Source organism: Cumulibacter manganitolerans, assembly GCF_009602465.1.
GTDB lineage: Bacteria > Actinomycetota > Actinomycetes > Mycobacteriales > Antricoccaceae > Cumulibacter > Cumulibacter manganitolerans.
On the sequence record NZ_WBKP01000067.1, the window covers coordinates 1 to 15,071 of the forward strand.

Genomic DNA, 15,071 nt, shown 5'->3' on the forward strand with positions numbered 1-15,071 from the left:
GGCCTGCGCGGCGCGCTCGGCGGCGAGCCGGGCGGCGTCGTGGACGGCGGCCGACCGCTGGGCGGTGTCCTGCGCGAGCGCCACCGCGGTGTGCCGCTCCAGGACGGCGAGGTCGTCGAGCACGGAGTCCTGATGACCGGCGAGCTCAGTCTGTGCCGAGCGGATGACCTCCAGGATGGTGCGCGGGGACAGCCCCGAATCGCCCGCGAGGTGCTCGGCGGCGCGCTCGGCGTCCGCCAGCACGCGGTCGATCTCGGCCAGCGAGCGCGTGATCCGGCGGACCGTGTCGTCGGTGCCGCCCGTGTCGATGTCGCCGCCGGCCGAGCCGGTCACCCGCGCGGCGTGCGCGAGCGGGGCGCCCGCCAGTGACCGGGTGGACTCGGCGGCGTCGCGCATCGCCGTCAGCAGGTCCTCGGCCTCGGCTCGCGGAAGGACGAGGTCGGCCTCGCGCAGCGCGGCGCGGCCCTGGTCGAGGGCCTGCTGCGCCGCCTCGATCTCCGGGCCGAGGCCGGAGCGGAAGGTGCGCGAGTGGAGCACCTTGATGGCATCGACGGTCCGGTCCCCGTGCGCGCCGGCGAGGTGCCGCGCGGCGCGCTGCACCAGCGTCTCCGCCCGCGCGAGGTGCTCGGTGGCGGCGGCGGCGTGCTGCCGGACCCGGCCGACCGCGCCGAGTGCCTCGTCGATCGCGGCGCGCCGCTCGCCGTGGGTCGCGGCCAGCTCGCGCAGCCGGGTGGTGGTGGCGTCGAGATCGGCCCGCAGGAGGTCCAGGTCGGCGGTGGCGGACGTCGTGACCGCGCCGCCGCGGTTGACGCTCGAGGCGATCGCGCGGTGCGCGAGGTCGGTGAGGGCGTCCACGCGCACGTCGAGCACCCGCGTGACCGGGGAGGTGTGCTCGATGCGGGCGCGCGCGGCCGCGAGGTGGCTGCGCTGGAAGGCGACGATGTCCTCCGGGCGGTCGGTCGCGCGGCGGTGCTGGACGGTCCGCAGCACCTCCCCGGCACTCGGGGTGCCCTGGCCGGCGGCCAGGGCATCCTGCACCGCCTCCCGGATGTCGGCGACGGCCCGGTGCACCGCCGGGTCGTGCTCGGTGGCGAGCGCGGGGGTCGCGACGTCGAGCATCATGCGCAGGTCGGCGGCCCGCCGAGTCGCGCGGGCCCGGACCCGGTCGTCCTCTCGCGCGAGCTCGCGTAGCGATCGGGAGAGCGTCTCCATCTGCTGACGGGGCGTGCGGTCGACCTGCGGGGTGTCGCGGTGCACCTGGTGCCGCACGTCCTGCGCGGCGCGCTCGTCGCTCTGCAGGGTGGACTGGATCTCCTCGAGGATCTTCGGTGCCCGTTCCTCCGCGAGCTTGCCGCTCCACTCGGCGGGGCCCACCCCGAGGCTCGCGGCGGCGGCGGCGAGGGTGCTGAACACGGGCCGCCCACCGACGAGGTCGCCGATCGCGGTGACGACCGGTGCGGTCATGAACCGCGCCACGTACGACAGCCGGCTCGAGACGCGGCGCAGCGCCGGATCCTCGGCGGCCGACGACGCGACGTCCGCCTCGCCGGACGGAGCCGCCGGTGCCACGGACGCGGAGGGGGCAGCGACGCGTGGATCGTCGCCGGGATCGACCCCGGCACCGGCGTCCGGCGTGCTGCCGAGAGGGCCGCCCGGATCGGCGTCCGCGACCCGGGCGAGGATCTCCAGGTCGCGGGCGTGCACCAGGTCGACGATCTCGTCGCGGACCAGCCCCGGCCGGGTGCCGTCGTTCACCGCGACGAGCGACCTCTGCTTGTCGGGCCGCCCGAACCGGTCGTAGAACTTCCGCAGCTCGTTGGCGATCTCGATGCTGCGCTCGCCCGATGAGCCGGCGAGGGTGGCGGAGGCCGCGGCGAACAGCGCGGTGCCGACGCTGGTGCCGGTGAGCCCGCCGGTGGCGAGCATGCCGCTCGCGATGCGGGTGGCGAGGGTCGAGGCGCCGCCGGCGGAGTAGCGGCCCGAGGAGTACCGGCCGAGGGTCGCCGTCACCCGCGCGCCGTTCTCGGGGTGGGTCTGCAGCACGGAGAGCCTCTTCTGCAGGCTCGCCTCGAGCGACTGCAGCACGCGCACGGCCTCGGCCCGGTCGGGGCTGTTCGCGATCTCGTCGAGCGAGGTGGCGATGCGGACGCCGTACTCCTTCTCGAGCAGCGCCGTGGCGTCGTCGACGTCCGCCATCGCGAGCCGGATCTCGCGGCGCAGGCTGCGGAACGGGTTGAGCCGCCGGGTGAGCGGCGCGGCGACGACCCGCTCGGTGGCGTCGATGAGCCGATCGAGCGCCTGCTCCAGGCGGGCGGTGTCCAGGGCGCGGCGGGCGGACTCCTCGGCGGCGATCGGCGCCGCCGCGCGCGCCGCGATCTGCGCGAGCTCGGTGCGCAGCGCGGTGTGGTCCCGGTCCGGCTTCCGCAGCTCTGCGGCGATCTGCCCGACGCGGTCGGCGTCCGCCGACTGCTCGTCGGCCCGCTTGTCGAGCCGGGCGATCTGGGCCGACTGCGCGTGATAGGCGTCCTGCGCGGCGGCGTCCGTCGCGGCCTGCTGGACGCCGGCCTTCTGGGACTGGATCCGGTTCTCGGTCTCGGCCTTGCGGACGTCGAGTCCGGGGTCACCGGTGAGCCCGAGCCGGCCGAGCAGGCCGCCGCCGATGGCCGCCGCGACGAGGTTGCCGACCGCGGCCACCGTCAGCGCCGCCGACTGCGTACCCGTCAGGGGGAGCAGGTCGATCGCCGTGTGGTCGGCGACGACGTCGGCGATGGGAGCCGCACCGAAGGCCAGGGCGCGCGCCAGCCCGCTGGACATCGCCTTGAACCGCACCGCCGACGCGTCGGCGATCTTGTCCAGCGCGTCCAGGTCACGGCCCCGGACCGGGTCCTGCCGGGCCACCTCCGCATCGTGCCGGGCCGCGAGGCGTGCGTGCGCCTGGCTCAGCGCGCGCCGCAGCCGGTCAGCGTCGGGACCGAATCGCTCGTCCGGTCGTCCGCCGACCTCGGCGGTCGCCGTCCGCGCCTCGTGGCCCTCCAGCTCCAGGCGCCGAGCCTGCCGGTCCTGGTCGGTGGTGCGCGGGTTGCCGTCGTTCGCCGCCCGCGTGTTGGCGGCCGCGCTGCGGAACTTGCGGACGTCGGCGATCACCGACGCGGCGGTCGCGATCGCTCCGCCGACGGCCGTCGCCACGAGCACCGGCAGCATCGCGGCGGAGGACCCGACGACGGCGGCCGTGCCGACCACGGCCGCGGCCGGCACCGACTGCGCGGCGAGCGCCTTCACAAGGAAGGCCCGGACGGGAGGGGGCGCGTCCGGGACGATGCCCTTCTCGTTGGTGTTGAACGAGCGGATCGCGTCCTTCAGGCGCGACGTCCCGTCGAGGTCGGGGATTCCTTGGAGGCGGGCGAAGAACTGTTGCCGGACGTCGGGGTCGGGCATGCCGTCCTCGCCGGCGGCGATGCTGAGGTCGAGGCCGAGGGCGGTCAGCTCGGCATCGACGAGGCGGCGGGCCGGCCCGCGGGCGGTCTCCGAGAGGTCGGCGAGCGCGTCGAAGCGCACCTGCAGGCCCGCCAACCGGCCCACGTCGCGTGGGCTGAACGACGCATCGGTGTCCGTCGCCCGCTGGGAGATGAGCGCGGGAACCTGCTTGCCGAGGACGTCGGTCAGCAGGTCCTCGGTGTTGTTGATCGCGTCCGGCTCGAGCTCGGCGCTCGTGCGGGCGATCTCCTGCGCGAGCACGACCGCGACGTCGGACGGTGACAGGTTGGCCGACAGCGTGATGTCGACGACGGCTTCGATGACCTCCTCGGCGCCGCGACCCCGCATGCCCGGCACGTCGACGATGCGGGTGACCGCGACGTCGTCGTCCATCGACGGCGCGGTGCCGGCCGGGGTGGTCGGCTGCGTGGTGATCCGGATCGACAACGAGCGCGTCGAGCCTTCCGCGAGGAGCGTCGCCGTGCCGTCGGGGGCCGTGTCATGAGTGATCCGCAGGCCGAGCGCCCGGGAGAGCTGCTCGGTGACCGGCCGGGGACCGCGGGGTCCGGCACCGGTAAGGGTTCCGTCGATCAGCCCGGCGAGCGTGTCGTGGTCGAGCGCGCCCGGGTGGTCCGGATCCGTGGTCAGCCCGTGCTCGTAGAGCTGGGGCGACGACGGTGCCGTCGAGGCCGGCGCAGGCGGCGCGGCCGGAGCCATGAACGGCGGTAGGCCGCCGCGGCGGATGCGTTCCTCGATGATCGCCGCGGCATCCTCGACGATCCCGGGGTACCGCGCCCGAAGGCCTTGCTCGACCTCCTCGCGCATGAGCGCGCGGTGTTCCTCCGACGAGTGCACCGTGACGTGCCCGGTCAGCCGGGAGTCGCGGTCGACCAGTGTCTGGAACGCGGCTCGCGCGTCCGGGTGGCTGGAGACGACCTCGAGGTGTGGGCGGTGCTCGGCGAGAAAGCCGGCCCGGACGGCGTTGCGCTCGGCGAGGATCTGCCGGCGCAGCTCGGGGGGTGCCGTCGCGACCGTGTGCCCGGCCTCACCCAAGCGGGACCGTGCGTGTGTGTCGGCGATCTGCTGGGCCTCGTGCCGTAGGCGGCCGTCGAGCGCGGCGACCTCGCGGGCGAACTGGTTGGCGAGGTCGCGCGCCTCGCGTGGCGGGAACTCGCCGTCCTCGAGCAGGTTGGCGTAGCCGTCCTTGAGCTCGAGGCCGTTGCGACCGCGCATCCCGTCGAGGTTCGCCGCGGCCGTACCGGTGCCGAGTGGGTGGGTGATCCCGACCGGGAGCCCGGTGTGCTCCAGCTCGAGGGCGGTCGAGCCCGGCGTGCCGCCCATCTCGGTCCAGCGGAACTCGAGTCGTCCGTGCGCCCGGCCGGCGTCGGGTCGGGTGTCGAGCTCGGCGTGCGCCTCGAGGAACAGCATGCGCGCGTGCTCGAAGATCCGGTTGGCGATGCTCCGGTGGTCGTCGTGCGTCGGGTCGAGCTCAGCGTGCGTCGTGAGCGCGGCGGCCACCTGTTCCACGAGCCGGGACTGCGCCTGGGCGTGCGCGGCGAGCCGGTCGGGAGTGGCGTTCTCCGGGGCGGGGTCGGCGAGTGCTGACAGGTGTGCGGTGATGAGCGTGACGCGCTGCTGGCGGTTGCTCGCCCCGCTCAGGTCGACGCCGAGATCGGCACCGATGCGGGTCAGCGCGTGCTGACGGAAGCTGCTCAGCACCGACGGGTGGGTGTCGCGGCCCCGCCCGGAGCTCGGGGTGGTGCTACCGGCCGGCAGGTGGGGGTTGCCCAGCATCTCCAGCACGCCGGCCGCACCGATGAGGACGATCGCCCGTTCCAGCTGGGCGCCGCGGTGCTCGATGGCGGCGTCCAGGTCGGTCTGCAGCTGCGAGGCGGCCGCCTCATAGTCGTTGGCCAGGGCCTGGCTGGCGTGCGCCGCGGCGTGGGCGTCCCGGGCCGACGACTGCAGATCGGAGATGCGCCGCGAGTCCGCCTGCTGTTCGGCCTGCGCCGTGAGGCGCGCCGCTTGCGCGCGGCTGTCCGCGGCGGCCGCCGCGTGGGTACGGTGCAGCTCGCGGGCGGCGGCGATGTCCCGGGCCATCCGGCGATCGGGCCGCACCGACCGGTCGGTGAGGATCTGCTCGAGCCCCGGATGGGCGTCGTCCACCCGGGCGAACGCGGACGTCGCCAGCGAGTGCTCGAGCGACCGCACCGGGTCGGTGGAGTAGCTCCCCTCGTCGATGACGCCGCCGGCGGCGTCCATCGCGGTGAGCAGCGGGTGGCCGGTATCGGGCACCATGGACGCCCAGTCCGCTGTCGCGGTCGCCGCCTCGTGTGCCTCGGCCTGGCTCAGGCCGCGCTGCATGCCTTCCAGCTCGGCGTTCTCGTGCGCGATGAGCTGCAGGTCGGCGCCGAGCCGGCTGATGTCGCCGGTCGCCATCCGCAGCCAAGCCTCCGCGATGTCGGCATCTCCGGCGAACGGCAGCGGTACGGGCTCGCCGTCGAGCGTGTGCTCGACCGCTCGATCGGAGAACAGGTGGTGCTTGATGTTCTGGATCATCGTGGTGGTGACCGGCGCCGTGCCGCTCGCCGTGGGCACGACCTGCCCGCGCAGGGTGGTGGCGATCCGGATGTGGTCGTCGGACAGCGCGGCGATCATCAGCCGACCGCGCTCGGCGAGCTCGGCCGTGGCTCGCTCGGCCTCCGACGGGATGTCCTGGTTGGCCGCGCCGGCGGGAATGCTGCTGCGGGCCGGCGCGGACTCGGTGCTCGGATCGGTGGTCGCCTGCGGGCTCGTCGCCAGGGGCGCCGGGGTGCGCGCGCCCTCGCCGACCACGTCGGCACGCGAGATGCCCGGCGCGACCTGCTCGGCGATCGCGGTCGCGTCCCGACGGTGCCGCTCGGTGCGGTCGGCCTCCTGTGCCGGGGTGCTCGCCGGCGGTGACGGCTGCGCGGTGAGGTGCTGCAGCGCGGTCGCCTCCACGACCTGATGGGCGAGCAGATCGACGTCGGCCTGGGTTGCGTCACCGGACATGACCCGCGCGTAGGCGCCGCGAGCGGCATCCACCGCCTCCGACCCCCCGCGGGTCACCGACGAGCCGTCGGCGAAGGTATGCCTGAAGGCGGCGCTGATCTGCGTCGCGCCCAACGTCACGCCGCGCGTGTCGAACGATCCGGCCGCGACGCTCGCCGCCGCGAGGCGGGCCTCCGCCGGCACGACCGGCACGTTGAAGGCGACCGCGGGGCTGACGAAGGCCGCGATCCGTGAGCGCAGACTCCGCTGCGCGTCGGACGGGCCGGGGGCGCCCGGTGCGTGCCCGGGACCGCTGGATTGCTGCTGTGCAGCCGAACCGTCCACGGCTCGCGCTGTGCCGAGGCTGCCGGCAGCTGTCTCGGTGGACGAGGCCGGCGCGGCAGACGATGTCGGCGCGGCAGCTTCGCCGGGGAGGCTGCTGGATCCCTCCTGCGCAACCGAGCCATCCTCAGCGGCGGATGCACTATCAGCGACTTCGTCTGCGCTCTGGCTGGAGGCGGGGACATCCGGGGACGCCGCTGTCTCTGCCGACGGAGCCGTGCTCGTCGACGGGCTGCCCGCCTGGTCTGGCGACGGGCTGGCGGTCGGCGCGGTCGAAGGGGTGGTGGCCTGGGCCTCGGCGTGGGTTCCCTGCGGACCGCCCTGAGGATTCTGCTGACCGCCGGATTGGCTTTGGGTCTCGGATCCGTCTCGCACCGTCGACGTCGGATCGGACTGGCCGGTGGGCGAGCCCTGCGTCTGGCTGCTCGACGACGCCTCGGTCTGGCCACCGGGTTGCGGGGCACTCTGCGCGCCGTCATGCGACGCGCTCTGCGTTCCCGGCTGACCGGACGTCTGCGACCCTGGGTTGCTGCTTTGCACATCTGCTTGGGATCCGGCCTGCGAGGCATTCTGGCTGCCGGCCTGCACGCTGGGCTGCGCGCCGTCTCGGCTACCTGGCTGCGATCCGTTCGTACCGGTGCTTTGGCCTGCTCCTTGCGATCCCGGTTGCGTCGATGGTGCTGTGCTGATCGGGGACGGCATCGAGGGCGTGACGGAGGGAGCGGTGAGCCCGGTCGCGTCGGCCGCGAAGTGCGTGGTCGCCCTCCGGAGGTCGGCGATGGTGTCGGGGGAGAAGGGGCTCGCGGTGTTGTATCGCCCCGCCGCGGTGGTGGCGGCGCCGAGCAGCGCCTGGGGCGTGAAGGCCGCGGCGAGATTCCAGTTCCCGTAGACCAGACCGTTGGCCATGAAGCTGCCGGTCGGCGAGGCGATGACGTTGGTGCCGGCCGACAGGGCGAGGTTGGTCAGGTGCCGCCCCACGGCGTTCCCCGGCCTGGCCACCCGGCTCAGCGGGTGGCTGAGGGCGGAGCCGACGAGCCCCCCGATGCCGCCGCCGATACCGGCGGCGATCGTGCGGTTGTAGTCGTACGACGTCCGGTGGCCCTGCTGCATCTGGATCGTCTGGGTGGCGGCGTCGATGAAGACCTCCTCGGCGACCTCCTCGACGACTTCATGGCCGACCCGGGTGACCACCTCGCGGACGGCCGAGCGGCGCGCCGTGACGGCGACCTCCCGAACGACCATCTTCTTGACGACGTCCTGCACGAACGTGCGACCGGCGGCCGTGAGCAGCTTCTGCATCGCCAGGCGGATGGCGGCAACGAGCGCTTCGCGGATGCCGGCACCGATCACGAGCGAGCCGCCACCGGTGAAGAACGCCGCGAGAAGCGAGATGAACGCGGCGATGACCGCGATGTAGAACGCGATGTTGATCGAGATCTTCGCGTAGTTGACCTCGGTGGCGAACCCGCGGGCCTGCTGCGCGTACTGCCCGGCCATCGTCGCCATGACCGGCAGGCCGCCGTCCATCTTGAAGAAGGCGGCCTCGGCGAAGTTGTAGAACTGCTGGAAGGACGGCCCCTCCCAGCCGCCGCTCAGTGTCGTCGCTGCCTGGGCGTAGTCGGTCGTCGCGGTCTCCAGCGCGGCCGCGAGCTCCTCCCAGTGGCTGCCGAGCTCCTCGAGCATCGTCTCGCTGCCCTGGGGCCAGCTCTGCCCGCCGGCGACCCACGAGACGATCTCGTTGGCCCAGTCGGGCAGGTCGAGGACGGCCCAGGCCATCTGCTCGTCGTTGGGATGCTCCGGCATGAGGTGTCAGTCAGCCCGCACTCGTGCCGCGCGCGACGGCGTCGGGAGCGGGTTCGTCGGCGCTCTCGACGTCGTGGTGTGCCGGCTCGGTGGACGCCGTGGTGTCCTCGGTGCCTGCGCTCGTACGGCGGTCGTCGTCCGTGTGGCGCCCGGCGCGGCGTGCGGCCGTGCTGCTGGTGCCGCCGCCGACCGACGGCGCCGTGACGGCGGCCGCAGGACCACGGGGCCGGGAGGCGGGCGCACCGGCACCCTGCGGCGCGCTCGTCGGGGGTGCCGGTGAGCTGGACCCCGGTGACGAGGGACCTGGCAGCGACGCGCCCGCAGGAGTGCCGGTCGTCGCCTGCGGTGGGGTCCCCCCTCGGGCGTGCGGAGTGCCACCGGACGGTCCGCCCGCACCGGGCGAAGGAGCGGACGGAGCGGACGGAGCGGACGGAGCGAACGGAGCGGCGCTGGCGAGCGGTCCGGCCTGCCCGTCGGAACCGGCGCCGGGGGTGCGCCCCGCGGCTGCTGCTGGTCCGGTCGCGCTCGAGCCCGGCGTTTCGGCCGTCGCCGCAGATGGGGGGCTCGGCGTCGCCGCCGTCGGGGCCGCGGTAGCCGACGCAGGCGACCTGACGGCCCGGACGCCGGCATCGGAGCCGGAGGCGCCGCGGCCGCTGTCGCCCGGCGCAGCCTGCACGAACACGGCCTCGGCCGCCTGGCCGGCTTGACCCGGGACGGACGGCTGGGCACTCGAGAACGTCGATCCGGCGGCCGGCGACGCGATGCCGCCTCCGGCACTTCCGCCGCCCCCGGCGCCTCCGCTGCCCCGGGCGCTTGCGCCGCCACCCCCCGTCAGGCCGCTCGGCTCGACCGTGACGGCGTCCATCTTCCGCGCCGCGACGGCGTCCGCGGCGTACGTCGTGTTGAGGGCGGTCTCGACGTTCTCCGGCAGCCGCAGCACCGGATCCAGGATCTTCTCGGTGTCCTCCCGGAACGTCCCGGCGTGCCCGCGCTCGAGGTAGCTCGCGCGGAACTCCTGGCCTTCGCCGTCCTCGCCCCACGGATTCGCGGCGTGCGCCGAGGTGATGCGGCTCATGATCGCGCTCCATGCGGTCTCGAGCGGGCCCTTCGCGCTGTGCAGCTCGCTGATGCCGCGCGCGGCCACCGACGGGTCTACGCGCACGTGCGATGGCTCGGTCATCCGGTTCCCCTCGACTCGTCTGCGGACCTGCGGCTCGGATTGCCGGGCGGCGTGCGGCTGGTGACGGCGCGCGGAGCGAAACAGTGCGCCACCGCTATGACGTCACAACCCCTCTCGACGGTTCAGTCGATCTTCGACGTCCTCGACGACCTGGTCCGGAGTGCCCTGCAGGTGCAGGCGCATGTCATCGCGGCTCACCGCCGGCTCGAAGATGTCCAGCACGCGCTCCTGGGCGGCGTCCGTCGCCCGCCGGATCGTCTCGAGGATCGACTCGGCCAGCGATCGGGCGTCTGGGCGGCGGTAGATGCGTGGGTCGAGATCGAGCGCCAGGAGACTGCCACGCGCGTCGACCGTCACCTTCACCAGCCCGTCGCGCGAGGACTCGGTTATGGAGACCTCGCGCGCCTCCCGCGCCATCCGCGGGCCCTCCTCGACCAGGCGCTCGAACTGCCCGCGCAAGGTCTCGGCCAGCGACCGCATCGCCTGCAGCTGGCTCGGGTCCGGCGGCCCAGGATCTGCCGAGTTGGTGCCCACCTGATGTCCCCCCGGTGCGTGAAGTCGAGCGTGCGGTTCGCGGTCAGTCTAGGGTCCGTCCGCAGGTCGCGCAGGGTATCGGGTCGATACCATGGTCGCCGTGACCGACCTCGGTGGAGCCCACGCAGGACGCCCCGGATCCGTCGGTCCCCGCGTGCGGCGGGCGCTCTGCCTGGTGCTGCTGATGCTGCTGGGCGGCACCGCGCCGGCGTACGCCGCGCCCGAGGGCGGCAGCGCCCCCGCCGCCTGCCAGACCCCGCCGGCGCCGTCGCAGGTCTACCCGAAGGTGCCGTGGAACGTGTCGACGTACGACCCGGCCGAGCGCATCTGGCCCTACAGCACCGGCAAGGGCGTCACCGTCGCGGTGGTCTCGACCGGGGTCGGCGCCGCGCAGAGCCAGCTGGCCGGCCACGTGCTCGGCGGCTACGACTTCGTGCGCAACGACGCCTCGGGCATGGACGACTGCGCCGGGCAGGGCACCGCCGTCGCGACCGTGGTCGCGGCACAGCAGAGCGCAGCGAGCGGCTTCGTGGGCCTGGCCCCCGACGCCCGGATCCTGCCGGTCCGGGTGGCGGAGACCGATCAGGTCGTGCGGGCGAGCGCGCCGGCGGTCACGCCGGCCACCGTCGCCTCCGGTATCGACTGGGCCGTCGCCCAGGGTGCTCAGGTGGTCGTCGTCGCGACCGTCGTCTTCCAGGACGACCCGGTGCTGGCCGCGGCGGTGCAGAAGGCGATCGCGGGCGGCGCCGTGCTCGTCGCGCCCGTAGGCGACGACCACCCCGCGGACGGGCCGGCGTCGGCGCAGCCCACTCCGGCTGACCGCACGCCGTACCCCGCGGCGTACGCCGGCGTCATCGGCGTCGGCGCGGTGGGGCCGTCCGGTGGCCGGCTGCCCGCCTCCGAGGTCGGGCCGTACGTCGACCTCGTCGCCCCGGGGCAGGACGTCGTCGCCGGCGGACCCGGCGGCGGTCACGATCTCTACAGCGGGACGGCGGTCGCCTCGGCGTTCGCCGCGGCCGCGGCCGCCCTGCTGGTCGGACAGCCCGGGACGCCGTGGGCACCCGGGGGCGCAGGCCGCGCGGCGAAGGTGGAGGCCCGGCTGCGCAGCACCGCGTCGCCGGCCTCGGGACGCTTCGCCGAGCTGGGCTACGGTGCCGGTCTGGTCGATCCGAGCCGCGCGCTGACCGAGCTCACCAGCGGTGCCGCGGCCGCCGGGGCGACGCCGTACGTACCGCCGGTGAAGACCGAGCGGGAGCTGGCGCAGCAGCGGATCCTGGCCGAGGGCCGCTCGCGGGCGATCGGCTGGACGTGGGGCCTGCTGGGCGGCCTGCTCGCCGTGCTGCTGGGCTACTCGGTGGTGCGGCGCGTCCGCCGCAACGGCGGACGCGCGCTGACCACCCCGCCGACCGTCGAGACCGAACGCGACCAGGAGCTGCAGTACGTACCCGGCGAGCAGCTGTTCGCGGCACCGCCCGAGCCGAGGTAGCCGGGCGATGCGTGGTCGGGCTAGCGGTCCAGGACGCCCTTCGCGAGCGTCTCGCCCTGCTGCGCGATCTCGGCGGCCTCGCCGAGGTTCTTCTTGAAGGTGCCGAGCGCGGCATGGATCTCCTGCGCTGCCTGGTCCCAGATCTGCTTGCGGCGGGTGAACGCGTCCTTGGCGGACGCCGACTCCCACTTGCCCATCAGCGCGAGACCGTCCCGGTTGACCTGGTCGATCTCGTTCTGCATGGCCGACTCGGCGTTCCCGATCGAGCCGACACCGTCACCCTGGATGTTCCAGTCGACAGCGTAGATATCGCCTGACATGAGTCTTCTCCTCTAGGTCGTACGTCGTGGACGGCCGTCAGGCCTTGTCGATGCTGGCGAGGCTGCTGAACTCGGCCTCGGTCTTCTGGATGACCTGGCTGCCCTGCTCGTCGGCGGCGTTGTACTGGACGCCGGCCTGGGCCATGTCGTCGCCGAGTGTGGTGAGCGCGTAGTACAGCTTGTTGGTCGCGGTCTCGACCTGGGCCTTGGCGGCGACGAAGCTGCTGCCGCCGGCGCCCTTCCAGGTGCTCTGCAGCGGCTCGAGCCCGTTCAGCAGAGCGGCGAGCATGTTCTTGATGCGTTCGCCGGCGTCGGCGGCCTGCTTGGCATACTCGGCCGGGTCTGAGTGGCCGATGCTGGTTCCGGTGGTCATCCTCTGGCTCCTCGGTAGTCGTCTGGGGCACCGCGCGCGACCGCCTGCCGGTCACGGACGCCCCGCTAGGACGCGCTCAACGGTAGCCAGGTTCCGAGTACCCGGGAACGGTCGACGAGCAGTGTTCACCCGCTCGACACCGGCGGCGCGGACGCCGATTCAGCCGGGTGAGCGGGCCGATACGACGTCGAGCGCGGGACCCGCGGGGATCCTCGCGACCAGGGTCGCGGGCATCTCCAGCGGGGTGATCGCGTCCAGCCCCAGCGCCGCGGCGGCCTCCTCGTCCGCGACGGCGAACCGGATGCCCTGATCGGTCACCAGGAACAGCGGTCCGTCGGTGGCGCTCGCGGACTGGATCGAGCGCACCAGCGCCGCGTGGCCCCCCGGCACGAGGACGCGGTCGGCCAGCACCGTGCCGTTCTCGGTGCGTGCGGCGGTGGCCGGGGCGAGCTGCGCACCCTCGACGGGCGCGTCGACCGCGAGGTCGAGCTTCGCCGAGCCGCTCGCGAACGTGGCGCAGACGGTGTTCGCCGTGCCGGCCACCGGCGCCGGCTCGGGGATCTCCCGCGGGGCGTCGTTGAACGTCGCCGGGGGCAGGTCGACGCGCGGCACGGAGGTGACGACGGCGTTGTCCACCTCGACGGCGGTCGGGGTTGACCCGCCGTACGCCGCGGCGGTCGCCGGTGCGGACAGCGTCACGCTCGCCTCGACCGGGCTGATCGAGCGCAGGTCCTTCGCGCGGACCAGGTAGAACTGCTTGGTGGTCTTGTCGACCAGCACCTGTCCCACGGCCCGCCCCGCCACGACCGACGACGGCGTGCCGGCGGCGGGCGTCGACAGCGGGGCGATGGCCGGGCCCTCGGGAAGGCTGGTGAGCATCGCCGTCCCGACCTCGATCTGCGGCGCGTCGCGCAGACCCAGCGCGGTGAGGGCCACGTCGGCCTGCGGCAGGCGGAAGCGGTGGCCGTTCCACAACAGGTACACCGCAGCCGTCTGCGCGTCCTTCACGACGATGCTGCCGGCCCCTACGGACGTGCCCGCCGAACGCTGCGTGCCCACCAGCAGCGCGGTGCTCGGCGCGACCATGCCGGCGTCGGTCTTCGCCGGCTCGCTGCACAGTGTCCACGGACCGGCCGCGAAGTCCTCGGACGGCGGGATGGAGTCCGGCGCGCCGGGGATGCCGAGCCGCGGTCCCCGCGGGACGTCGATGAGCGACGCGTGCGACACCGACACGGGATCCGGGCTGCCGACCAGCAGCGCGGCCGACGAGTAGTTCAGCACCGGGTGCAGCGCGAACTCCTTGGTGCCCGCGTCCTGCAGCCAGGCATACGTCGCGCCGGTCTCCTTCTCGACGATCACCGAGCCGCCGTCCTTCCAGCTGGTGTTGCCGCCGCCCTTGATGACTCCGACGACTCCGGTGACGGCCAGAGCCAGCACGGCGACCATCACGCTGCCGAACATGGCGCCGCCCATCCGGCGCAGCGGCGTCTGGGCCGGGTCGGTCTCGCGCAGCACCAGACCGGAGACGACCCGCCGGACGCTGAACTGGTACGAGTGGAACAGGTCGCGCTTGGTCGCCACGGGCTAGCCCCACAACCCTCGCACGTAGCCGAACAGACCGACCACCAGACACATCAGCGGGACGATCGCGAGCGTGCCCAGGACATCGAGCACGTCGGCGATCCGCGCGACGTACGGCGTGGGCTGGTGGTCGCTGAAGTACCGGCCGACCGCCATCACCAGCAGCGCGAGCAGGACGAGCAGCGGCAGCAGGATCATCGCCCGCTGGTTCGGCGTGAGCGAGGCCGCGATGCCGGAAGCCAGCAGCAGCAGTGGTCCGACCCCTGCGATCAGCAGCGGGATGCGGTGGCGCGCGGTCGGGAACAGCCGGGCCCGCAGCAGAACCGTCACCGACACCACGGCCACGAACAGCAGCGCCGACGGCCGGCCGGAGCGGACCAGCAGCACGCTGCCTACCAGCGTCACCGCGCTCGATCCCATGAGCAGGCCGGTGAGGATCTCGTCGGACCGGCGGACGGTGCCGTGCACCCGCTCGAGGGGAATCTGCGGCTGATCGGCCAGCAGCTCGTCGGTCGTGGTCGGCAGCGACGGCACCGGAAGCTTGCCGAGGCGGATGGCCAGGATGGGGAAGGCGGCGGTGAGCGCCGTGACGATCGTGACCGCGATGGCGCCGGCGTCCGTCCCGTCGACGTGGCCGGCGAGCGCGATGGGGCAGGTCGCCAGGGCCACGAGACCGGCCCAGGCGGTCGCGACGAAGTACTGGATCTGCTGCCCGACGAGCGCGATGGCGATGATCGACGCGACAAGCAGGCAGCCCGCCCCGAGGAGGTACTGCCACGCCTGGAACTGCGACCAGGACTGGTCGCCGCCGAGCACCAGCAGGCCGCCGGCGCCGGCGAACAGCGCGCCCGCGGCGCCGCTGACCACCGCGGCCTCGGTGTCGCCGGGCCGGCTGCGGGAGAACCCGAACGCGGCGATCAGGAACGCGACGGCGGCCGCGAGCGCCACGAGGCCCGGCGGCTGCCA

Annotated in this window: 8 protein-coding genes; 1 reads left to right on the top strand and 7 read right to left on the bottom strand. The window is 74.0% G+C overall.

Going from position 1 to position 15,071, the window contains the following annotated elements; genetic code table 11:
- From F8A92_RS16515 to F8A92_RS16525, 3 genes are all read right to left on the bottom strand, one after another.
- Nucleotides 1-8,631 (bottom strand): WXG100-like domain-containing protein (locus tag F8A92_RS16515; RefSeq protein ID WP_153506277.1); only part of this gene is annotated, 8,631 nt, incomplete at its 3' end.
- 10 nt (nt 8,632-8,641) lie between these two features.
- On the bottom strand, nt 8,642-9,811 hold the full coding sequence (locus F8A92_RS16520; RefSeq protein WP_153506278.1) for a hypothetical protein: 1,170 nt from the start codon (nt 9,809-9,811) through the stop codon (nt 8,642-8,644).
- A gap of 102 nt (nt 9,812-9,913) precedes the next feature.
- Entirely contained in the window at nt 9,914-10,291 is a 378-nt protein-coding gene (locus F8A92_RS16525; RefSeq protein WP_153506279.1) for a YbaB/EbfC family nucleoid-associated protein, read from the bottom strand.
- A gap of 154 nt (nt 10,292-10,445) precedes the next feature.
- On the opposite strand from F8A92_RS16525, the gene F8A92_RS16530 reads away from it, so the two are divergent.
- On the top strand, nt 10,446-11,831 hold the full coding sequence (locus F8A92_RS16530) for a S8 family serine peptidase (protein ID WP_194291552.1): 1,386 nt from the start codon (nt 10,446-10,448) through the stop codon (nt 11,829-11,831).
- A 20-nt stretch (nt 11,832-11,851) separates the two neighbouring features.
- On the opposite strand, the gene F8A92_RS16535 is transcribed toward F8A92_RS16530, so the two are convergent.
- The 4 genes from F8A92_RS16535 to eccD form a co-directional block, all read right to left on the bottom strand.
- Nucleotides 11,852-12,151: a WXG100 family type VII secretion target gene (locus tag F8A92_RS16535; protein ID WP_153506281.1), complete on the bottom strand. Its 300-nt coding sequence runs from the start codon at nt 12,149-12,151 to the stop codon at nt 11,852-11,854.
- Nucleotides 12,152-12,188: 37 nt separating this feature from the next.
- Nucleotides 12,189-12,524 (bottom strand): WXG100 family type VII secretion target, encoded by a 336-nt coding sequence (locus F8A92_RS16540; protein ID WP_153506282.1) that lies wholly within the window; start codon nt 12,522-12,524, stop codon nt 12,189-12,191.
- Nucleotides 12,525-12,683: 159 nt separating this feature from the next.
- Nucleotides 12,684-14,105, bottom strand: coding sequence for a type VII secretion protein EccB (gene eccB, locus F8A92_RS16545; RefSeq protein WP_153506283.1), 1,422 nt, complete (start codon nt 14,103-14,105; stop codon nt 12,684-12,686).
- Nucleotides 14,106-14,108: 3 nt separating this feature from the next.
- Nucleotides 14,109-15,071: type VII secretion integral membrane protein EccD (gene eccD / locus F8A92_RS16550; protein ID WP_153506284.1), on the bottom strand; the 963-nt coding region annotated here is incomplete at its 5' end.

Coding starts and splice junctions, on each gene's coding strand:
- F8A92_RS16525 (WP_153506279.1), bottom strand. CDS start 10,291: ATGCGGTCGCTGGCCGAGACCTTGCGCGGGCAGTTCGAGCGCCTGGTC.
- F8A92_RS16520 (WP_153506278.1), bottom strand. CDS start 9,811: ATGACCGAGCCATCGCACGTGCGCGTAGACCCGTCGGTGGCCGCGCGC.
- F8A92_RS16535 (WP_153506281.1), bottom strand. CDS start 12,151: ATGTCAGGCGATATCTACGCTGTCGACTGGAACATCCAGGGTGACGGT.
- F8A92_RS16540 (WP_153506282.1), bottom strand. CDS start 12,524: ATGACCACCGGAACCAGCATCGGCCACTCAGACCCGGCCGAGTATGCC.